Source organism: Methylobacterium sp. 88A (genome assembly GCF_000376345.1).
Lineage (GTDB): Bacteria > Pseudomonadota > Alphaproteobacteria > Rhizobiales > Beijerinckiaceae > Methylobacterium > Methylobacterium bullatum.
On sequence record NZ_AQVT01000001.1, the window covers coordinates 373004 to 392821 of the forward strand.

Annotated in this window: 17 protein-coding genes; 16 read left to right on the forward strand and 1 reads right to left on the reverse strand. The window is 66.0% G+C overall.

Translation table 11 applies throughout. From position 1 onward, the window contains the following. Nucleotides 1-281: 281 nt before the first annotated feature. A complete protein-coding gene (locus tag A3OM_RS0101745) occupies nucleotides 282-1415 on the reverse strand; it encodes a glycosyltransferase family 4 protein (protein WP_018042015.1) in 1134 nt (377 codons plus the stop codon). Between the two features lie 458 nt (nucleotides 1416-1873). On the opposite strand from A3OM_RS0101745, the gene A3OM_RS0101750 reads away from it, so the two are divergent. The 16 genes from A3OM_RS0101750 (at nucleotide 1874) to A3OM_RS0101825 (ending at nucleotide 19749) form a co-directional block, all read left to right on the forward strand. Next, nucleotides 1874-2239 carry an NADH-quinone oxidoreductase subunit A gene (locus A3OM_RS0101750; RefSeq protein WP_018042016.1) on the forward strand — a complete coding sequence of 122 codons (366 nt, stop codon included), beginning with the start codon at nucleotides 1874-1876 and terminating at the stop codon, nucleotides 2237-2239. Between the two features lie 53 nt (nucleotides 2240-2292). Continuing rightward, nucleotides 2293-2880: an NADH-quinone oxidoreductase subunit B gene (locus A3OM_RS0101755; protein ID WP_018042017.1), complete on the forward strand. Its 588-nt coding sequence runs from the start codon at nucleotides 2293-2295 to the stop codon at nucleotides 2878-2880. Nucleotides 2881-2889: 9 nt separating this feature from the next. Next, on the forward strand, nucleotides 2890-3534 hold the full coding sequence (locus A3OM_RS0101760; protein ID WP_018042018.1) for an NADH-quinone oxidoreductase subunit C: 645 nt from the start codon (nucleotides 2890-2892) through the stop codon (nucleotides 3532-3534). A 16-nt stretch (nucleotides 3535-3550) separates the two neighbouring features. Next, nucleotides 3551-4741, forward strand: a complete 1191-nt coding sequence (locus A3OM_RS0101765) for an NADH-quinone oxidoreductase subunit D (RefSeq protein ID WP_018042019.1) — start codon at nucleotides 3551-3553, stop codon at nucleotides 4739-4741. Nucleotides 4742-4763: 22 nt separating this feature from the next. Continuing rightward, complete coding sequence (gene nuoE / locus A3OM_RS23380; RefSeq protein ID WP_018042020.1) at nucleotides 4764-5858, forward strand: NADH-quinone oxidoreductase subunit NuoE; 1095 nt, start codon at nucleotides 4764-4766, stop codon at nucleotides 5856-5858. 1 nt (nucleotide 5859) lies between these two features. Further along, nucleotides 5860-7161, forward strand: coding sequence for an NADH-quinone oxidoreductase subunit NuoF (gene nuoF, locus A3OM_RS0101775; protein WP_018042021.1), 1302 nt, complete (start codon nucleotides 5860-5862; stop codon nucleotides 7159-7161). A 43-nt stretch (nucleotides 7162-7204) separates the two neighbouring features. Continuing rightward, the gene (nuoG, locus tag A3OM_RS0101780) at nucleotides 7205-9286 is read left to right on the forward strand and encodes an NADH-quinone oxidoreductase subunit NuoG (protein WP_018042022.1); all 2082 of its coding nucleotides are present in this window, start codon (nucleotides 7205-7207) and stop codon (nucleotides 9284-9286) included. Between the two features lie 12 nt (nucleotides 9287-9298). Then, the gene (gene nuoH / locus A3OM_RS0101785; RefSeq protein WP_018042023.1) at nucleotides 9299-10315 is read left to right on the forward strand and encodes an NADH-quinone oxidoreductase subunit NuoH; all 1017 of its coding nucleotides are present in this window, start codon (nucleotides 9299-9301) and stop codon (nucleotides 10313-10315) included. Between the two features lie 25 nt (nucleotides 10316-10340). Beyond that, nucleotides 10341-10829: an NADH-quinone oxidoreductase subunit NuoI gene (gene nuoI / locus A3OM_RS0101790; protein WP_018042024.1), complete on the forward strand. Its 489-nt coding sequence runs from the start codon at nucleotides 10341-10343 to the stop codon at nucleotides 10827-10829. Between the two features lie 121 nt (nucleotides 10830-10950). Beyond that, complete coding sequence (locus A3OM_RS0101795) at nucleotides 10951-11571, forward strand: NADH-quinone oxidoreductase subunit J (RefSeq protein ID WP_018042025.1); 621 nt, start codon at nucleotides 10951-10953, stop codon at nucleotides 11569-11571. Nucleotides 11572-11599: 28 nt separating this feature from the next. Beyond that, nucleotides 11600-11905, forward strand: a complete 306-nt coding sequence (gene nuoK, locus A3OM_RS0101800; RefSeq protein WP_018042026.1) for an NADH-quinone oxidoreductase subunit NuoK — start codon at nucleotides 11600-11602, stop codon at nucleotides 11903-11905. 103 nt (nucleotides 11906-12008) lie between these two features. Further along, a complete protein-coding gene (nuoL, locus tag A3OM_RS0101805) occupies nucleotides 12009-14114 on the forward strand; it encodes an NADH-quinone oxidoreductase subunit L (RefSeq protein ID WP_018042027.1) in 2106 nt (701 codons plus the stop codon). A gap of 47 nt (nucleotides 14115-14161) precedes the next feature. After that, nucleotides 14162-15682 (forward strand): NADH-quinone oxidoreductase subunit M, encoded by a 1521-nt coding sequence (locus tag A3OM_RS0101810; protein WP_018042028.1) that lies wholly within the window; start codon nucleotides 14162-14164, stop codon nucleotides 15680-15682. 13 nt (nucleotides 15683-15695) lie between these two features. Beyond that, nucleotides 15696-17138 carry an NADH-quinone oxidoreductase subunit NuoN gene (gene nuoN / locus A3OM_RS0101815; RefSeq protein ID WP_018042029.1) on the forward strand — a complete coding sequence of 481 codons (1443 nt, stop codon included), beginning with the start codon at nucleotides 15696-15698 and terminating at the stop codon, nucleotides 17136-17138. Between the two features lie 4 nt (nucleotides 17139-17142). Further along, on the forward strand, nucleotides 17143-18063 hold the full coding sequence (locus tag A3OM_RS0101820; protein WP_043764289.1) for a biotin--[acetyl-CoA-carboxylase] ligase: 921 nt from the start codon (nucleotides 17143-17145) through the stop codon (nucleotides 18061-18063). 12 nt (nucleotides 18064-18075) lie between these two features. Next, nucleotides 18076-19749 carry a ribonuclease J gene (locus tag A3OM_RS0101825; RefSeq protein WP_018042031.1) on the forward strand — a complete coding sequence of 558 codons (1674 nt, stop codon included), beginning with the start codon at nucleotides 18076-18078 and terminating at the stop codon, nucleotides 19747-19749. Nucleotides 19750-19818: the final 69 nt, after the last annotated feature.

A 19818-nucleotide genomic window follows, 5' to 3' on the forward strand; every position in this document is an offset into this window, starting at 1 on the left:
CCGGGAAGTGGACTGTCGGACCCGCGGTATCGAAGCCGGGCCTCTCCGGCCCGATGTCGCAGATCGTCTCGGGCGCGTCGACGGGCTCGATGAAGCGACGTTCGCTCTCTGGCCCGAAGCGCTGGATCGTCTATCGCGAATCAAAAGGCCGCCGGTCGCGAAAGGGCGATCCAGCGGCCTTCGATAACCGGTACCGGTGGATCTCACGAATGAGGGCCGCCGACTCGGGAGGAGGTTAGCAAGGCTGATGCCGTATGGCACCAGCCTTTCTGCAAGGATTTTCAGGCCGGCATGGCGGCGGCGGAGAGCGACGGGCGGGCCGAGCCGTTCAGATCGCCGTAATGCGGGGTGAACGCCCCGGCGCGCGGCATCTTGATGATGGTCTTCTCGTTCTCGATCAGCTGCTCGTAGACCGCCACATACTTCTTCACCATGCACTCGGCGGTGAACTGCGTCTCGAAGTGGCGGCGCACGCCGGCGCGGCTCATGGTCTTGACCTTGTGTACGGCCGCAATGGCATCGTCCATCGTGTCGCACAGGACGCCGCTGACGCCGTCGGCGATGACCTCCGGTACGGAGCCGTTGCGGAATGCGATCACCGGCGTGCCGGCCGACATAGCCTCGATCATGACGAGGCCGAAGGGCTCCGGCCAGTCGATCGGGAAAGCCAGGGCCAGGGCGTTGCCGAGGAAGTCCTTCTTCTGCTCTTCGTTGATCTCGCCGATGAACTCGACGAGCGGGTGGTGGATCATCGGCTCGATGACCTCGTCCCAATAATCCTGATCGGCCTTGTCCACCTTGGCGGCGATCTTCAGCTTCACGCCGGACTGGATCGCCATCTTAATCGCCCGGTCGGGGCGCTTCTCGGGGGAGATGCGTCCGAGGAAGGCGAGGTAGCCGCCCTTGGCTTCCGGATAATACGGGCAGTTCTCGGACGGCAGGCCGTGATGGATCGTCGCCTGCCAGTTCGAGTTCGACGGCATGGGCTCGCGCTGGTTGTCGGAGATCGACACCAGGGGCATGCCCGTGAAGGTGCGGTAGACCGGCATGAAATCCGGCACGTCGAGGCGACCGTGCATGGTCGTGACGCACTTGTGGTAGAGGTCTTCGAACATCGGATACTGCAGCAGATCGATGTGGAAGTGCAGCACGTCGAACTCATGCGCCCGTTTGTGGACGGTATGCAGCATCGCCAGATGGCTCGCGGTGTGATCGCGGTAACCGAGAAGGCGAAGACCCTCGGGCGTGCAGGCGGCGAGCTTGGCGGACGTCTCGGAATCGCCACTGGCGAAAAGGGTCACGTCATGTCCCTGCCGGACGAGTTCCTCCGTGATCCACGATACGACGCGCTCGGTGCCGCCGTAGAACTTCGGAGGCACGGCCTCCGAGAGCGGAGCAATCTGGGCAATGCGCACGAAACGTCTCCTGTAAGGTCGAATATTGCGACGACCTAACGCCATCCGGCCTGAGTGGGACATGAACGGAACTCACGGCCAAGGTTCTGGTTCCGTGTGCCCCATGAGTGCCGTTCCTCGCTATCTCCTCCGCCCGGATGTCCCCGAAATCCTCGTTTCCATCTCCCCGGACGGGGTCATCGAGCAGGGGCGGGGCCATGCAGGAAACCGGCCAGATCGGGCCTTGGCGGCGACCGCGGGACTGCCGGTCGGGGGACCTGCGCGGATCGGTCGTGTTGTCGGATACGATCCGCCCCATACTTCCTGAGCATGGCCGGATTTGTGCGACGCACGACGCCCTTGTTTCGCTCAAGGGGGTCGTCTAAGCCTCGCGCCTGCGCAGTCTGGCATTGGAGCAATTCCATACCATCCCGGCGCTCGCGAGGCGCTTCGCCCGCCACGAACACGAGAGGTGTCGCATGACAAGCCTGCTGGCGGATTACCTGCCCCTCATCGTTTTCATCGGCGTGTCGTTGTTCATCGCCGTGGCTCTGCTCGTCGCGCCGTTCCTGGTCGCCTACAACAGCCCGGACCCGGAGAAGCTCTCTGCTTACGAGTGCGGCTTCAATGCTTTCGACGACGCCCGCATGAAGTTCGACGTGCGGTTCTACCTCGTCGCTATCCTGTTTATCATCTTCGACCTCGAAGTCGCGTTCCTGTTCCCCTGGGCGATCACATTCGGCGAACTCGGCTGGTTCGGCATGTGGTCGATGATGGCCTTCCTCGGCGTGCTCACGGTCGGGTTCGTCTACGAGTGGCGCAAGGGCGCCCTCGAATGGGACTAGCCGTCCCGTCGACCTGACAATCGCATTGCCCGAAGCCGGATCCCGAGAAACCGATGGCCTTCAGTCCCGACATGACCCGGATCCCCGCCGTCGCACCCGCGCCGAAGGGGATCATCGATCCGAATACCGGCCGGCCCATCGGCGCCGACGATCCGACCTTCCTGTCGATCAACAGCGAACTCGCCGACCGCGGCTTCCTCATCACCTCGACGGACGATCTCATCAATTGGGCCCGCACCGGGTCGCTGATGTGGATGACATTCGGCCTCGCCTGTTGCGCGGTCGAGATGATGCAGATGTCGATGCCGCGCTATGATTGCGAGCGCTTCGGCTTCGCGCCGCGTGGCTCGCCGCGCCAATCCGACGTGATGATCGTCGCGGGGACTCTGACCAACAAGATGGCCCCCGCCCTGCGCAAGGTCTACGATCAGATGCCGGAGCCGCGCTACGTCATCTCGATGGGCTCCTGCGCCAATGGCGGCGGCTATTACCACTATTCCTATTCGGTGGTGCGCGGCTGCGACCGGGTGGTGCCCGTGGATATCTACGTGCCCGGCTGCCCGCCCACGGCGGAGGCGCTGCTCTACGGCGTGCTCCTCCTGCAGAAGAAGATCCGCCGCACCGGCACGATCGAGCGCTGAGGGTCCGGCATGAGCAACGGCATATCGATCCTCGCCCATACCGCGGCCCCGGCCGACGGCTCCCTCCAGGCGCTCAGCGACCATGTCGGGTCGGCGCTCGGACCGGCCATCGTCTCGCGGACCATCGCCTTCGGCGAACTCACGCTGAATGTGCAGGCGAGCGACATCGTCTATGCGCTGACCTATCTGCGCGACGACCCCGCTTGCGCCTTCCGCTGCTTCATCGACATCTGCGGCGCGGATTACCCGAACCGCGAAAAGCGCTTCGACGTCGTCTATCACCTGCTCTCCCTGCGCCATAACGCCCGCATCCGGGTGAAGGTACAGACCGACGACCAGACCCCGGTCCCCTCCGTCATCGACGTGTTCCCGGCCGCCAACTGGTTCGAGCGCGAGACCTACGACCTCTACGGCGTCCTCTTCTCCGGACATCCCGATCTCCGCCGCCTGCTGACGGATTACGGGTTCGAAGGGCATCCCCTGCGCAAGGACTTCCCCCTCACCGGCTTCGTCGAGGTCCGCTACGACCAGGACGAGGCCCGCGTGGTCTACGAGCCGGTGAAGCTGGCGCAGGAATTCCGGAACTTCGACTTCCTCTCGCCCTGGGAGGGCACCGAATACGTGCTCCCGGGCGATGAGAAGAAGTCGGCTTGAACAGCGGAGCGAGGCCATGACCGAGCACAACATCCGCAACTTCGCCATCAATTTCGGGCCCCAGCACCCGGCGGCGCACGGCGTGCTGCGCCTCGTGCTGGAACTCGACGGCGAAATCGTCGAGCGGGTCGATCCGCATATCGGCCTGCTCCATCGCGGCACCGAGAAGCTGATCGAGCACAAGACCTACCTGCAGGCCACGCCGTATTTCGACCGGCTCGACTACGTGTCGCCGATGAACCAGGAGCATGCCTTCTGCCTCGGCATCGAGAAGCTGCTGGGGTTGCAGGTGCCGCGCCGGGCCCAGCTCATCCGCGTGCTGTTCTGCGAGATCGGCCGCATCCTCTCACACCTCCTCAACGTGACCACGCAGGCCATGGATGTGGGCGCGTTGACGCCGCCGCTCTGGGGCTTCGAGGAGCGTGAGAAGCTGATGATCTTCTACGAGCGCGCGTCGGGTGCGCGTCTCCACGCCAACTACTTCCGGCCCGGCGGCGTGCACCAGGACCTGCCGCCGGCGCTGATCGACGATATCGAGGCCTTCATCGACCCGTTCCTGCAGGTGGTGGACGACCTCGACAACCTCGTCATGGGCAACCGCATCTTCAAACAGCGCAACGTCGACATCGGCATCGTCACCGTGGACGAGGCCATGGCCTGGGGCTTCTCCGGGGTGATGGTGCGCGGCTCCGGCATCCCGTGGGACCTGCGCAAGTCGCAGCCCTACGAGTGCTACGAGGAGATGGAGTTCGATGTCCCCGTGGGCAGGAACGGCGACACCTACGATCGCCAGGTCATCCGCATGGAAGAGATGCGGGAATCGGCCAAGATCATGCGGCAATGCTGCGTGAAGCTGCGCGAACCCGCCGGACAGGGGCCGATCGCGGCCACCGACGGCAAATTCGCCCCGCCACCGCGCCGCGAGATGAAGCGTTCGATGGAAGCGCTCATCCACCACTTCAAACTCTACACCGAAGGTTTCCACGTCCCGGCCGGCGAGGTCTACGCGGCAGTCGAAGCCCCCAAAGGCGAGTTCGGCGTCTATCTCGTCGCCGACGGCACCAACAAGCCCTACCGTTGCAAGATCCGCGCTCCGGGTTTCGCCCATCTCCAGGCCATGGACTGGATGTGCCGCGGCCACATGCTGGCCGACGTGTCCTGCGTGCTCGGCACGCTCGACATCGTGTTCGGCGAGGTGGACCGGTGACGGTATTCGAGGTTTCCTACTGATGGCCAACCGCAGACTCGCCCCCGCTTCCGAGCAGCCGGCCTCTTTCGCCTTCTCGCCCGAGAACGCGGACTGGGCCAAAGGGCAGATCGAGAAATATCCGGAAGGGCGTCAGGCCTCCGCCGTGATCCCGTTGCTGTGGAAGGCGCAGGAGCAGAATGGCGGCTGGCTGCCGCAGAAGGCGATCGAGGCGGTGGCCGCCGAACTCGGCATGCCGCATATCCGCGTGCTCGAAGTCGCGACCTTCTACACGATGTTCGCCCTCGAGCCGGTGGGCCGGTTCTGGATCCAGCTCTGCGGGACGGTGCCGTGCGATTCCTGCGGCGCGCGCGAGTTGAAGGATTACCTTCACGAACGCCTCGGTGCGCCCGGCCATGTGAGCGCCGACGGCAACTTCTCCTGGCTCGAAGTCGAATGCCTCGGCGCCTGCTGCAATGCGCCGATGGCGCAGATCAACCAGGATTACTACGAGGACCTGACGCCGGATCTCCTCGGCACGCTGATGGACGATCTGGCGGCCGGCCGCCCGGTGAAAGTCGGTTCGCAGGTGGGGCGCACCTCGTCCGAGCCGAAGGGCGGCGCCGAAACCCTCACAGACGCGACGCTGTTCGACGGCTCCCGCGTGGGCGCCTGGCGCAAGCGCTTCGAGGAGCACGCGGCCGACGACACCACGACCGAGGGCAAATCCGAGGCGGCGTCGTCCGAGCAGCGTGCGGCCACCGATCCGAAGCCGGCCAAGCCGGATGCGGGGCGGGCCTCCGCCAAGCCGCCCACCGACGCACCCGCCCAGCGCTCCGCCGGCGGCGAGGAGCCAGTCAAGACAAGCGACAAGGCCGACGCGGCCGACCCGCACGATTCCAAGGCCCAGCCGGGTCATCCCACGGCCGATGCCGGGGGGGCGGTTGCGCGCGCCGAAGCCGCCGGTGCCGAAGCGGGAACGCAATCGGGCCTGCCCCGGGACGAGCCGCCGCAGCAGCCTCTCGCCTCGGGTGCCAGCGACGATCTGGGGCCGGACGATGCGACTTCGCCTCCGAAGGCCGCCAAGCCGAGGAAGACGACCCCGAACGCCGGCGCTCCGAAGACGGAGGGGAACTGACATGCTCTCCGATCAGGATCGCATCTTCACCAATCTGTACGGCCTGCATTCCCCCGGTCTCGAAGAGGCCAGGAAGCGTGGTGCCTGGGACGGCACCAAGTTCCTGCTGGAAATGGGCCGCGACTGGATCATCGAGGAGATGAAGGCGTCCGGGCTTCGCGGGCGCGGCGGTGCCGGCTTCCCGACGGGCCTGAAATGGTCGTTCATGCCCAAGAAGTCGGACGGGCGGCCGCATTACCTCGTGGTCAACGCCGACGAATCCGAGCCGGGCACCTGCAAGGACCGGGAGATCATGCGGCACGATCCGCATCTCCTGATCGAGGGCTGCATGCTGGCCTCGTTCTCGATGGCCGCGCATGCCTGCTACATCTACATCCGCGGCGAGTACGTCGCCGAGAAGCACGCCCTGCAGAAGGCGGTGGACGAGGCCTATGCGGCCCGCCTCGTGGGCAAGGACAACGTCCACGGTTACCCGTTCGACATCTACGTTCATCACGGTGCCGGCGCTTATATCTGCGGCGAGGAGACGGCGCTGCTGGAAAGCCTCGAGGGCAAGAAGGGCATGCCGCGGCTGAAGCCGCCTTTCCCGGCCAATATGGGCCTCTACGGCTGTCCCACCACGGTGAACAACGTCGAGTCCATCGCGGTGGCGGGCACCATCCTGCGCCGGGGCGGCGCCTGGTTCGCAGGGTTGGGCGGCAAGAACAACACCGGCACCAAGCTGTTCTGCGTGTCGGGCCACGTCAACAAGCCCTGCAACGTCGAGGAAGAGCTCGGCACCACCTTCCGCGAGCTCATCGACAAGCATTGCGGCGGCATGCGTGGCGGCTGGGACAACCTGCTCTGCTCCATCCCCGGCGGCTCCTCGGTGCCCCTGGTGCCGGCCGAGCAGATCATCGACGCCAAGATGGATTTCGACACCCTGCGCGGCCTCGGCTCCGGCCTTGGCACGGCGGCGGTGATCGTTCTCGACCGCTCCACCGACATCGTCTCGGCCATTGCCCGCATCGCCTATTTCTACAAGCACGAGAGCTGCGGCCAGTGCACGCCCTGCCGCGAGGGCACCGGCTGGATGTGGCGCGTGATGCTGCGCATGGCCGAGGGCCGCGCCCAGCGCCGCGAGATCGACATGCTCCTCGACGTGACGAAGCAGATCGAGGGCCACACGATCTGTGCCCTCGGCGACGCGGCGGCCTGGCCGATCCAGGGCCTCATCCGTCACTTCCGCCCCGAGATCGAGAAGCGCATCGACCGCTACAGCGCCAACCCGCACAGCGATCCTGTGCGGATCGCGGCGGAGTGATCGCCATGTCTTTCGGACCGATGTTCGACACCGAGAAGCACGCATGACCAAGCTCATCGTCGACGGCACCGAGGTCGATGTTCCGGCCGAGTACACCCTGCTGCAGGCTTGCGAAGTCGCGGGAGCGGAGATCCCGCGCTTCTGCTTCCACGAACGGCTGTCCATCGCCGGCAATTGCCGCATGTGCCTGGTGGAGTTGAAGGGCGCTCCGAAGCCCGTGGCCTCCTGCGCCTACGCTGTGAAGGATTGCCGGCCCGGCCCCAACGGCGAGCCGCCGGAGATCCTGACGCGGTCGGGAACCACGAAGAAGGCGCGCGAGGGGGTGATGGAGTTCCTCCTCATCAACCACCCGTTGGATTGCCCGATCTGCGACCAGGGTGGCCATTGCGACCTGCAGGATCAAGCCATGGCCTATGGCGTCGATTCGACCCGCTACGGCGAGAACAAGCGGGCGGTCGAAGAGAAATACATCGGCCCGCTGGTGCGGACCGCCATGAACCGCTGCATCCACTGCACCCGCTGCGTCCGCTTCCTGGCGGAAGTGGCCGGCGTGCCGGATCTCGGCGCCATCGGGCGCGGCGAGGACATGGAGATCACGAGCTATCTCGAGAGCGCCATGGGGTCGGAGCTCCAGGGCAACGTCGCCGATCTCTGCCCGGTAGGCGCGCTCGTCCATAAGCCGCAGAGCTACGAAGTGCGGCCCTGGGAGCTGTCGAAGACCGAATCCATCGACGTGATGGATGCGGTCGGCTGCGCCATCCGCGTCGATGCCCGTGGCCGCGAGGTCATGCAGATCGAGCCGCGCGTCAACGAGGACATCAACGAGGAGTGGATCTCCGACAAGACCCGCCACGCAGTGGACGGCTTGCGCGCCCAGCGCCTCGACCGGCCGTATCTGCGCGAGAACGGCCGCCTGCGGCCCGCCTCCTGGGGGGAGGCCTTCGCGGCCATCGCCGCGAAGACGAAGTCCGCCGATCCGAAGCGCGTCGGCGCCATCGTCGGCGATCTCGCCGCCGTGGAGGAGATCTATGCCCTGAAGACCCTGATGGGGTCGCTCGGCGTGACCAATCTCGATTGCCGTCAGGCCGGCGAGGCGATCGACCCCGCCTGGGGCCGTGCCGCCTACACCTTCAATCCCACCATCCCGGGGATCGAGGATGCGGACGCGATTCTCCTGGTCGGGACCAATCCGCGTCTGGAAGCCTCGCTCCTCAACGTGCGCATCCGCAAGCGCTGGCGGATGGCGCCGCTGGCGGTGGGCCTCATCGGTGAGGCCGTGGATCTCACCTATCCCCACACCTATCTCGGCGCCGGCCCCGAGACCCTGGCCGACATCGCCGCCGGCCGGCACAGCTTCGCCGACGTGCTGAAGGGGGCGAGCCGTCCCCTGGTCATCGTCGGGACCGGGGCGCTGTCCCGTCCGGACGGGGCCGCCATCCTCGCGGCGGCAGCCAGGCTCGCCAAGGACGTCGGAGCGGTCACGTCGGAATGGAACGGTTTCGCCGTGCTCCAGACCGCCGCCGCCCGTGTCGGCGCCCTCGATCTCGGCTTCGTGCCGGGGGAGGGGGGGCTCGACTTCGCCGCGATGGCCGAGCCGGGTGCCCTGGACGTGCTGTTCAACCTCGGCGCCGATGAGGTCGAGATCGGTGCCGGCGCCTTCGTGATCTACCAGGGCACCCACGGCGACCGTGGCGCCACCCGCGCCGACGTGATCCTGCCGGGGGCCGCCTATACCGAGAAGAACGCCACCTTCGTGAACCTCGAAGGTCGGGTGCAGACGACGAACCGCGCCGGCTTCCCGCCGGGCGACGCCCGCGAGGATTGGGCGATCCTGCGCGCCCTGTCCGACGTTCTCGGCAAGCGCCTGGCCTTCGATTCCCTCGGCGCCCTGCGGCGCGCGCTCTATGCGGAATATCCGCATTTCGCCGCCCTCGACGCGGTGGCTCCGGCCGACGTCGCCGACACGGTCGAGACCCTGGCGGGCCTCGGCGGCGAGGCGAGCCGCTCGGCCTTCGCCTCGGCGGTACCGGACTTCTATCTCACCAACGCCATCGCCCGCGCCTCGCGCGTGCTGGCCGAATGTTCGAGCCTCGCGCGGACGCGCGGGCTCGAAGCGGCGGAATAGGGGCTGCCGACCATGCTGGAAATCGTCGGCACCGTCCTGCTTCTGGTGCTCAAGAGCTTCGTGCTCCTGGCGCTGCTTCTCGTCTTCATCGCCTATGCGCTGCTGGCCGATCGCAAGATCTGGGCGGCGGTGCAGCTGCGGCGCGGCCCCAACGTGGTCGGGCCCTGGGGCCTGCTGCAATCCTTCGCCGATCTCCTGAAGTTCGTGCTGAAGGAGCCGGTGATCCCGGCCGGCGCCAATAAGGCGTTGTTCCTGCTGGCGCCCCTGGTCTTCGCCACCCTGGCCCTGGCGGGCTGGGCAGTGATCCCACTGGCCGAAGGCTGGGCCATCGCCGATCTCAATGTCGGCATCACCTACATCTTCGCGATCTCGAGCTTGGGCGTCTACGGCGTGCTGATGGGCGGCTGGGCCTCGAACTCGAAATACGCGTTCCTCGGCGCGCTGCGCTCCGCCGCGCAGATGATCTCCTACGAAGTGTCCCTCGGCTTCGTCATCATCTGCGTCCTGCTCTGCGCCGGATCGCTCAACCTCTCGCGCATCGTCATGGCGCAGGACACCTCGCTGGGCATCCTCGGCTGGTACTGGCTCTGGCTGTTCCCGATGTTCGTGGTGTTCTTCATCTCGGCGCTCGCCGAGACCAACCGCCCGCCCTTCGATCTGCCGGAGGCCGAATCGGAGCTCGTGGCGGGCTACATGGTCGAGTATTCCTCGACGCCGTACCTGCTGTTCATGCTCGGCGAGTACGTGGCGATCATGACCATGTGCGCGCTCGGGACGGTGCTGTTCCTCGGCGGCTGGCTCTCGCCGATCCCGTTCGCGCCCTTCACCTGGGTGCCGGGGCTGATCTGGTTCGCCCTGAAGGCGAGTTTCCTGTTCTTCATGATCGCCATGGTGAAGGCCATGGTGCCGCGCTACCGCTACGACCAGCTCATGCGCCTCGGCTGGAAAGTGTTCCTTCCGCTCTCGCTCGTCTCGGTCGTCGTCGTCGCCTTCGTCCTCAAGCTCACCGGCCTCGCGCCGGGGGCATGATGCAACGCATAAGGGAGATCGCGCCATGAAGCTCGATCAGGTCGCCAAGGGTCTGCTGCTGAAGGAGTTCGTGTCGGGGTTCGCCCTCGCCATGCGCTACTTCTTCAAACCCAAGGCCACGATCAACTACCCTTTCGAGATGGGGCATCGCGGTCCACGCTTCCGCGGCGAGCACGCCCTGCGCCGCTATCCCAACGGGGAAGAGCGCTGCATCGCCTGCAAGCTGTGCGAGGCGATCTGCCCGGCGCAGGCCATCACCATCGAGGCCGGGCCCCGCCGCAACGACGGCACGCGGCGCACCACGCGCTACGACATCGACATGGTGAAGTGCATCTATTGCGGCATGTGCCAGGAGGCCTGCCCGGTGGATGCCATCGTCGAGGGGCCGAACCTCGAATTCTCCGTGGAGACCCGCGAGGAGCTTCTCTACGACAAGGACAAGCTGCTCCTGAACGGCGACCGCTGGGAGCGCGAGATCGCGCGCAACATCGCGGTGGACGCGCCATACCGGTGATGACGGGAGCCCCGGCGGTTGTGCGCCGCAGGGGTGGGTTCTATAGACGGGCGGCCTGCACGGGCTGGTTTGAATTTCGGCAGAAGGGGCCGTCCTCGGGACGGCTGATCTCCATAGTCGCATGAGTGCAGCCGCAGCCTTCTTCTACCTGTTCGCCGGCATCGCTATCGCGTCCGCGTTCATGGTCATCACCTCGCGCAATCCGGTCGCGTCGGTGCTCTTCCTCATCCTGACCTTCGTCAACGCGGCGGGCTTGTTCGTCCTGATGGGCGCCGAGTTCCTCGCGATGATCCTCGTGGTGGTCTATGTCGGCGCCGTCGCCGTTCTGTTCCTCTTCGTCGTGATGATGCTCGACGTGGATTTCGCGCAGTTGCGCCAGGGCTTCCAGCAATACCTTCCCGTGGGAGCGCTGATCGGGGCCGTCTTCCTCATCGAGCTCCTGCTCGTGGTGGGCTCCTGGACGATCGATCCCGGCCTGATGCAGGCGCCGCTGGGTCCGCTCGCCAATGTCGAGGGCGTCACCAACACCCAGATGCTCGGGCGCGTGCTCTACACGGATTACGTCTTCTACTTTCAGCTGGCCGGGCTCATCCTGCTGGTGGCGATGATCGGTGCCATCGTGCTCACCCTGCGCGACAGGCCGGGCGTGAAGCGCCAGAACATCTCCGTGCAGAACGCGCGGACGCAGGAGATGGCGGTGGAGACCCGCAAGGTGCCCTCGCGCCAGGGTGTCGAGGTCTGATGTCGGCTCTGCAGAAGGATCAGCGCTCATGATCGGCTTGAGCCATTACCTCACGGTGGCGGCGATCCTGTTCACGCTCGGCGTGCTCGGCATCTTCGTGAACCGCAAGAACATCATCGTCATCTTGATGTCGGTGGAGCTCATCCTGCTCGCGGTGAACATCAACCTCGTGGCGTTCTCCACCCATCTCAACGACATCACCGGCCAGGTCTTCGCCCTGTTCGTGCTCACGGTGGCGGCGGCGGAGGCGGCCATCGGGCTCGCCATCCTCGTCGTCTTCTTCCGAAACCGCGGCTCCATCGCGGTGGAGGACGTGAACATGATGAAGGGCTGATCTTCCCCCAAGCCGAGCCGCGCGGCACCCCGCGCGATCCCATTGACGAGAATGGAGCGAGGCCGGTCATCCGGCACGCTTCCGGAGGCCGGGCCAGCCAGCGATGTATCACGCGATCGTCTTCTTCCCGCTCATCGGCGCCCTGCTCGCGGGCCTGTTCGGCCGCCAGCTCGGCCCTCGCGTGTGCGAGTACATCACCACCGGCTTCCTCGCCTTCTCCGCCCTCCTGTCCTGGGGCGCCTTCTTCGAGGTACCGGGCTCGGACCACGCCACCCGCGTGCAGGTGGCGACGTGGTTCACCGCCGGCGACCTCGTCGTCGACTGGGCTTTCCGGATCGACACGCTCACCGTTGTGATGCTGGTGGTGGTGACGACGGTCTCGACCCTCGTCCACCTCTACTCCGTGGGCTACATGGCGGAGGATCCGCACCGGCCGCGCTTCTTCGCCTACCTGTCACTGTTCACCTTCGCCATGCTGATGCTGGTGACGGCCGACAACCTGGTGCAGATGTTCTTCGGCTGGGAAGGCGTCGGCCTCGCCTCCTACCTGCTGATCGGGTTCTGGTACGAGAAGCCCTCGGCCAACGCGGCGGCGATGAAGGCCTTCATCGTCAACCGCGTCGGCGATTTCGGATTCTCGCTCGGCATCTTCCTCGTCTTCGTCCTGTTCGGTTCCGTGGCCTTCGACGGCATCCTGCCGCGCGCCGCCGAGTTCAAGGACGCCACCTTCCACTTCCTCGGCTACGACTGGAACGCCATGACCCTGGCGTGCCTGCTCCTGTTCATGGGCGCCATGGGCAAGTCGGCGCAGTTCATGCTCCACACGTGGTTGCCCGACGCCATGGAGGGGCCGACCCCGGTCTCCGCCCTGATCCATGCCGCGACCATGGTCACCGCCGGCGTGTTCATGGTGGCGCGCCTGTCGCCCCTGTTCGAGGTGGCGCCCAATGCCCTCATCGTGGTGACCGTCATCGGCGGCATCACCGCGTTCTTCGCGGCCACGATCGGCATGGTGCAGAACGACATCAAGCGGGTCATCGCCTACTCGACCTGCTCGCAGCTCGGCTACATGTTCGTGGCGCTCGGCGTCGGCGCGTATTCGGCCGCTGTCTTCCACCTCTTCACCCATGCCTTCTTCAAGGCGCTGCTGTTCCTCGGCGCTGGCTCGGTCATCCACGCGATGCACCACGAGCAGGACATGCGGAACATGGGCGCTTTGCGCCGCTACATTCCCTTCACCTCGGCGATGATGACCATCGGCACCCTGGCTCTGATCGGCTTCCCCTTCACCGCCGGCTACTACTCGAAGGATGCGATCATCGAGGCGGCCTACGCTTCGACGCGGCCGGGCCACACGCTCGCCTTCCTGGCCACCGTCGTCGCTGCCCTGATGACCTCGTTCTATTCCTGGCGTCTGTTCTTCATGACCTTCGAAGGACCGGCGCGCTGGGCGGGCCACGGCGCCGCCCATCATGACGACCATCACGCGGCACCGGCCTCGGCGCAGGCGCACGCGGCGGTCCAGGCGGACGGTGCGCCGGGCCATCACGAAGGCGTCGCCCATGACGACAAGGGCCACGACGTCGAGCCCGCCTCGCAGAGCGCCATCGAGCACCACGACCATGCGCACACGCCGCATGAGAGCCCGCTGGTGATGACGATCCCGCTGGCGATCCTCGCCTTCGGCGCCCTGTTCGCCGGTCTGATCTTCAAGAACCGCTTCATCGGCGAGGGCATGGAGTCGTTCTGGGGACATGCCCTCGGCCATGGCCCCGACAACCACATCATGCACGACATCCATTCGGTGCCGGCGTTGGTCGCTTACTCGCCCTTCATCATGCTGGTGATCGGCTTCCTGCTGGCCTTCTGGATGTATATCCGCCGGCCGGAACTGCCGGGCCAGCTCGCCGCGCAGCAGCCGAGCCTGTACCGGTTCCTGCTCAACAAGTGGTATTTCGACGAGCTCTACGACCGCATCTTCGTCCGGCCGGCCAAGAACTTCGGCAAGTTCCTCTGGAAGGAGGGCGACGGGCGCGTCATCGACGGGCTCGGCCCCGACGGGATCGCCACCCGCGTGCTCGATGTCACCCGCGGCGTGGTCCGGCTCCAGACCGGCTACGTCTACCACTACGCCTTCGTCATGCTCATCGGCGTCGCCGCGATCATCAGCTGGTACATGCTCACCGGCCTTCCGAAGGTCGGACACTGATGTCTCGCGCAAAGACGGTCGCCAACCCGTATCGGAGTGCCCGCTAGATGTTCGGCCTCGGCATTCTCTCAGGCCTGCTGATCGTACCGCTCTGCGGCGCGGCCTTCATCCTGTCCCTCGGCGATGAATCCGAGAGCGTGAAGCGCAACGCCCGCTGGGCCGCGCTCGCGACCACCATCGTCACCTTCCTCCTCAGCCTCGTGGCCTGGGGCCGGTTCGATCCGTCGACATCGAGCTTCCAGCTCGTGGAGACCCACGGCTGGCTCGCCGAGACGATCAAGTTCAAGCTCGGCGTCGACGGGTTCTCGATGCCGCTGATCCTGCTGACCACGTTCCTGATGCCGTTCTGCATCGGCGCGTCGTGGCTCTCGGTGAACACGCGGGTGAAGGAGTATTTCGTCGCCTTCCTCGTCCTCGAGACGACGATGATAGGCGTGTTCCAGGCCCTCGACCTCGTGCTGTTCTATCTGTTCTTCGAAGCCGGACTGATCCCGATGTTCCTCATCATCGGCATCTGGGGCGGCAAGCGCCGGATCTACGCGAGCTTCAAGTTCTTCCTCTACACCCTGCTCGGCTCGGTGCTGATGCTCCTCGCCATCATGGCGATGTACTGGCACGCCGGCACCACCGACATTCCGACCCTGCTGCACACCCGCTTCCCCGTGGGCATGCAGTACTGGCTGTGGCTCGCCTTCTTCGCCTCCTTCGCGGTGAAGATGCCGATGTGGCCGGTCCATACCTGGCTGCCCGACGCCCACGTGGAGGCGCCCACCGCCGGCTCGGTGATCCTCGCCGGCATCCTGCTCAAGATGGGCGGCTACGGCTTCATCCGAATTTCGCTGCCGATGTTCCCGGATGCCAGCGCCTATTTCGCACCGATGGTCTTCGCCCTCTCGGTCATCGCGATCATCTTCACGTCGCTGATCGCGCTCATGCAGACCGACATCAAGAAGCTCATCGCCTATTCGTCGGTGGCGCATATGGGCTTCGTGACCCTGGGCCTGTTCACCCTCAACGAGCAGGGCATCCAGGGCGCCCTGTTCCTGATGATCTCGCACGGCATCGTCTCGGGCGCGCTCTTCGTCTGCGTCGGCGTGGTCTACGACCGGATGCACACCCGCGAGATCGCGGCCTATGGCGGCCTCGTGAAGCGCATGCCGCTCTATGCTGCGGCGATGATGGTGTTCACCATGGCCAATGTCGGCCTACCCGGCACGTCGGGCTTCGTCGGCGAGTTCCTGGCCATGATGGGGGCCTTCAAGGCCAACCCCACCGTCGCCTTCTTCTCCGTCTTCGGCATCATCCTCTCGGCCGGATACGCCCTGTGGCTCTATGCCCGGGTGATCTACGGCAAGCTCGAGAAGCCCAACCTCCAGGGTATCCTCGATCTCGACCTGCGGGAGAAGATCATCATCGCGCCGCTCGTCGCCCTGACGATCTATTACGGCGTGCATCCCGCGCCCATCCTCGACACCTTCGCCCCCTCCACGGAGGCGCTGATGCAGAGCATGAAGACCGCGCTCTCGAACACGCAGACCGCGGCGGTGATCCCGCCCGTGGCGCGCTGAAGGTCTACGTCAGATGACCGCTATCCAGGCCGTCCTGCCCTCGCTTTCGCCGGTGATGCCGGAGCTGATCCTCGCGATCGGCGTGCTGGGGCTGATCCTCTACGGCGCCTTCCGGGGCGAGCGCTCTGTCGAGACCGTCAATGTCGGCGCGCTCATCCTGCTGATCCTCGCCTTCTTCGTGGTCGTGTCGCAGTCGGGCGCGAAGGTCACGACCCTCAACGGGTCGTTCATCGTCGACAATTTCTCGAAGGTGATGAAGGCGCTGATCCTGCTCGGCTCGGCGGCCACGATCCTGCTGTCGCGCGACTATTTCCAGCGCGAGCGCATCGACCGGTTCGAGTTCCCGATCCTGATCGTGCTCTGCACCATCGGCATGATGGTGATGGCCTCGGCCAACGACCTGATCGCCCTCTATCTCGGCCTCGAACTGCAGTCGCTGGCGGCCTATGTCATCGCCGCCTTCCACCGCGACAACCTGAAATCCACGGAAGCCGGGCTGAAATACTTCGTCCTCGGCGCCTTGTCGTCGGGGATGCTGCTTTACGGCTCGTCGCTGGTCTACGGCTTCACCGGAACCGTCTCCTTCCCCGGCATCGTCTCCGCGCTCAACGACAATGCCGGCATCGGCATCGTGCTCGGCATCGTGTTCGTGGCCGCCGGCGTCGCCTTCAAGATGTCCGCCGTGCCGTTCCACATGTGGACGCCGGACGTCTACGAAGGGTCGCCGACACCGGTGACGGCGTTCTTCGCCTCGGCGCCGAAAATGGCTGCCGTCGCCATGACCGTGCGGGTCTTCATCGGCGCCTTCCCGGATGTGACGTCGATCTGGCAGCAGATCATCGTCTTCGTCGCCATCGCTTCGATGACGCTCGGCTCCTTCGCGGCCATCGGCCAGCGCTCGATCAAGCGCCTGATGGCCTATTCCTCGATCGGCAATATCGGCTACGCGCTGATCGGCCTCGCCGCCGCCTCGGAGGAGGGGATCCGCGGCGTGGTGATCTACATGATCATCTATCTCGCCATGACGCTCGGCGCCTTCGCCGTGCTCCTGTCCCTGCGGCGCGGCGGCCAGATGTACGAGACCGTGGACGACCTTTCCGGTCTCTCGCGCACGCATCCGGTCCTGGCCTTCTGCCTCGCCGCGATGATGTTCTCGCTTGCCGGCATTCCGCCGCTGGCCGGGTTCTTCGGCAAGTTCTACGTCTTCGCCGCCGCCATAAAGGCCGATCTCGTCGGTCTCGCGGTGATCGGTGTCGTCACCTCCGTGGTCGGCGCGTTCTATTACCTGCGCCTCGTCAAGGTGATGTATTTCGACGAGCCCCAGGCCCCGTACGAGACCATGGCGCCGGGCCTGCGCATTGTGCTCGGCCTGTCGAGCGCGGTGGTGGTGCTGTTCTTCCTCGTGCCGTCTCCTCTGGTCAGCGCGGCGGGGGCCGCGGCCAAGTCGCTGTTCTAGGATTGTGTCGGGATATCGCCTCGGCCCGGCGGCCAAGGCCGCCGGGCATCGTCTTCACGTTCACGAGAGCCTAGGCTCCACCAACACCCAGGCGATGGAACTCGCGCGCCAGGGCGAGAGGGGGCCGCTCTGGGTCGTCGCGCTCCGGCAGGAGGCGGGGCGCGGCCGCAGGGGAAGCACCTGGGCCTCCCTGCCCGGCAACCTCACTGCCAGCCTGCTCTGGCCGGTCTCGGACGTCGATCCGGTCCAGGTGCCGAGCTTGGGGTTCGTGGCAGGCGTCGCGCTGATCGCCGCTCTGAAGCGAACGATCACATTACCTCATCCTGAGGCGCCGGAGCGCAGAGGAGGTCTCGAACGAGGACGCCAGTTCTCGCGCGATCCACTGGAGCCCTCCTTCGAGGCCGCTGGCGCGGCATCTCAGGATGAGGTCGGCGGTGGGGAAGTTGGTGGTGCGAGCCCCTTCCGGCTGAAATGGCCCAACGACGTTCTGGTCTCCGGCGCGAAGCTCGCGGGTCTGCTTCTGGAAGCGGAGACTCATGCCGGCGGGCGCAGATCGGCGGTGATCGGCTTTGGCGTCAACGTCGCCGCGTCACCGCAGGACTTGCCTTATCCCGCGACAAGCCTCAGTCAGAGTTCGTACGAAACGCGCGCCGAGGATCTGTTCGATTACCTGTCGGACGAGATCGTCGCTGCAGCGCGACTCTGGAGCCGGGGCGGCGGATTCTCAACGATCCGCCGGCTTTGGCTCGACGACGCCGCCGGGATCGGCGCACCGGTCTCGGTGCGGATCGGCGGCGAGATCGTGCAAGGAATTTTCGAGACGATCGACGAGGCGGGGCGGCTCGTCGTCCGATCGGATGATGGGACGCGACGGACCGTGACGGCGGGCGAGGTGCATTTGGGTTCGGCCGCGACGGCGGCTTGAGGTTTGACAGTGATGACGACAGGGCAAGACGAACTCGTCTTCGTGCCGCTCGGCGGCGTGGGCGAGATCGGCATGAATGCGGCGCTCTACGGCTTCGGGCCGGAGAAGCGCCGGAAATGGATCATGGTCGATTGCGGGATGGGCTTTGCCGGGGAAGAGGGCTTCCCGGGCATCGACCTGATGTTCCCCGATCTCAGCTTCATCGAGGAGCGCAAGGACGACCTCCTCGCCATCTTCATCACCCATGCGCACGAGGACCATATCGGCGCCATCGGTGAGCTGTGGCCCAAGCTCAAGGCGCCGGTCTACGCCACGCGCTTTGCCAAGAACCTGCTCGAGGCGCGCCGTCTCAGCGAGCCGGGCGCGCCGAAGGTGATCCTGCGCGAGATCGCGGCCCACAAGCCGGTGACCGTCGGCCCGTTCGAGATCGAGTACGTTCCGGTCTCGCACTCGATCCCGGAATCGAACGCGGTCGCCATCCGCACGGCGCATGGCCTCGTCCTGCATACGGGCGATTGGAAGCTCGACGCCACGCCGATCCTCGGCGACGTCACCTCGGAAGCCTCGTTCCGCAAGCTGGGCGACGAGGGCATCCTCGCCATGATCAGCGATTCGACCAATGTCGTGCGCGAGGGCCGCAGCCCGAGCGAGGCCGAGGTCGCCGCCACCTTGCGCGAATTGATCGCCGAAGCACCTCACCGGGTCGCCGTCACCACCTTTGCCTCCAACGTCGCTCGCATGCGGGCGGTGGCCGAAGCGGCACGCGATTGCGGCCGCGAGGTCATCGCCGTCGGCCGGGCCATGGACCGGGTCATCGGCGTCGCCCGCGAATGCGGCTTCCTCGACGGCCTGCCCGATTTCCGTTCCGCCGACAGCTACGGCTACCTTCCCCGCGACAAGGTGGTTTGCCTGCTCACCGGCTCGCAGGGCGAGGAGCGCGCGGCGCTGGCCCGTGTCTCCCGTGACGATCATCCCGACGTGACGCTGGCTGCGGGCGACCGCGTGATCTTCTCGTCCCGCGCCATTCCCGGCAACGAGCGGGCGGTCGGCGCGATCATCAACGACCTGATCAATGCCGGCATCGAGGTGGTGACCGACCGGACGAAGCTCGTCCACGTCTCGGGCCACCCGCGCCGCGACGAGATGGCCGAGATGTATGCCTGGACCCGGCCGAGGACCGCGATCCCCGTTCACGGCGAGGCGCTGCATCTCGACGAGCACGCCCGCTTCGCCCTGGCCCAGGGCGTCGGCAACGTGGTCAAGGCCCGCAACGGCAGCGTCGTGCGCCTCGCCCCCGGCACGCCGGAGATCGTCGAGCACGTGAAGGCCGGCCGCCTGTTCAAGGATGGCAACATCCTGATCGACGCCAAGGACCGCGCCATCCCCGAGCGGCGCAAGCTGTCGCAATCCGGCGTCGTGTCCGTCGCCATCGCCATCGATGTCCAGGGCGAGGTTCTGGGCGAGCCGGCCATCGACATCATGGGCCTGCCCAATCGCGGCAAGAACGGCCAGCCGATGCTCGACGTCGCCGTCGAGGCGGTGACGCGCACGCTCGGTGGCCTCTCTAAGCAGAAGCGCAAGGATGCCGAGGCCGTCGAGAAGGCGGTCGACCGCGCGATCCGCTCGGCCGTGAACGAGGCCTGGGGCAAGAAGCCCGCCTGCCACGTGCAGGTGGTGGAGGTGTGAGACAAGCAGGGGCGGAACGGCGGATGAACCCGTCCTTCCGCCCCACACCCTCATCCTGAGGTGTCCGGA

Coding starts and splice junctions, on each gene's coding strand:
- A3OM_RS0101750 (WP_018042016.1), top strand. CDS start 1,874: ATGACAAGCCTGCTGGCGGATTACCTGCCCCTCATCGTTTTCATCGGC.
- A3OM_RS0101755 (WP_018042017.1), top strand. CDS start 2,293: ATGGCCTTCAGTCCCGACATGACCCGGATCCCCGCCGTCGCACCCGCG.
- A3OM_RS0101760 (WP_018042018.1), top strand. CDS start 2,890: ATGAGCAACGGCATATCGATCCTCGCCCATACCGCGGCCCCGGCCGAC.
- A3OM_RS0101765 (WP_018042019.1), top strand. CDS start 3,551: ATGACCGAGCACAACATCCGCAACTTCGCCATCAATTTCGGGCCCCAG.
- nuoE (WP_018042020.1), top strand. CDS start 4,764: ATGGCCAACCGCAGACTCGCCCCCGCTTCCGAGCAGCCGGCCTCTTTC.
- nuoF (WP_018042021.1), top strand. CDS start 5,860: ATGCTCTCCGATCAGGATCGCATCTTCACCAATCTGTACGGCCTGCAT.
- nuoG (WP_018042022.1), top strand. CDS start 7,205: ATGACCAAGCTCATCGTCGACGGCACCGAGGTCGATGTTCCGGCCGAG.
- nuoH (WP_018042023.1), top strand. CDS start 9,299: ATGCTGGAAATCGTCGGCACCGTCCTGCTTCTGGTGCTCAAGAGCTTC.
- nuoI (WP_018042024.1), top strand. CDS start 10,341: ATGAAGCTCGATCAGGTCGCCAAGGGTCTGCTGCTGAAGGAGTTCGTG.
- A3OM_RS0101795 (WP_018042025.1), top strand. CDS start 10,951: ATGAGTGCAGCCGCAGCCTTCTTCTACCTGTTCGCCGGCATCGCTATC.
- nuoK (WP_018042026.1), top strand. CDS start 11,600: ATGATCGGCTTGAGCCATTACCTCACGGTGGCGGCGATCCTGTTCACG.
- nuoL (WP_018042027.1), top strand. CDS start 12,009: ATGTATCACGCGATCGTCTTCTTCCCGCTCATCGGCGCCCTGCTCGCG.
- A3OM_RS0101810 (WP_018042028.1), top strand. CDS start 14,162: ATGTTCGGCCTCGGCATTCTCTCAGGCCTGCTGATCGTACCGCTCTGC.
- nuoN (WP_018042029.1), top strand. CDS start 15,696: ATGACCGCTATCCAGGCCGTCCTGCCCTCGCTTTCGCCGGTGATGCCG.
- A3OM_RS0101825 (WP_018042031.1), top strand. CDS start 18,076: ATGACGACAGGGCAAGACGAACTCGTCTTCGTGCCGCTCGGCGGCGTG.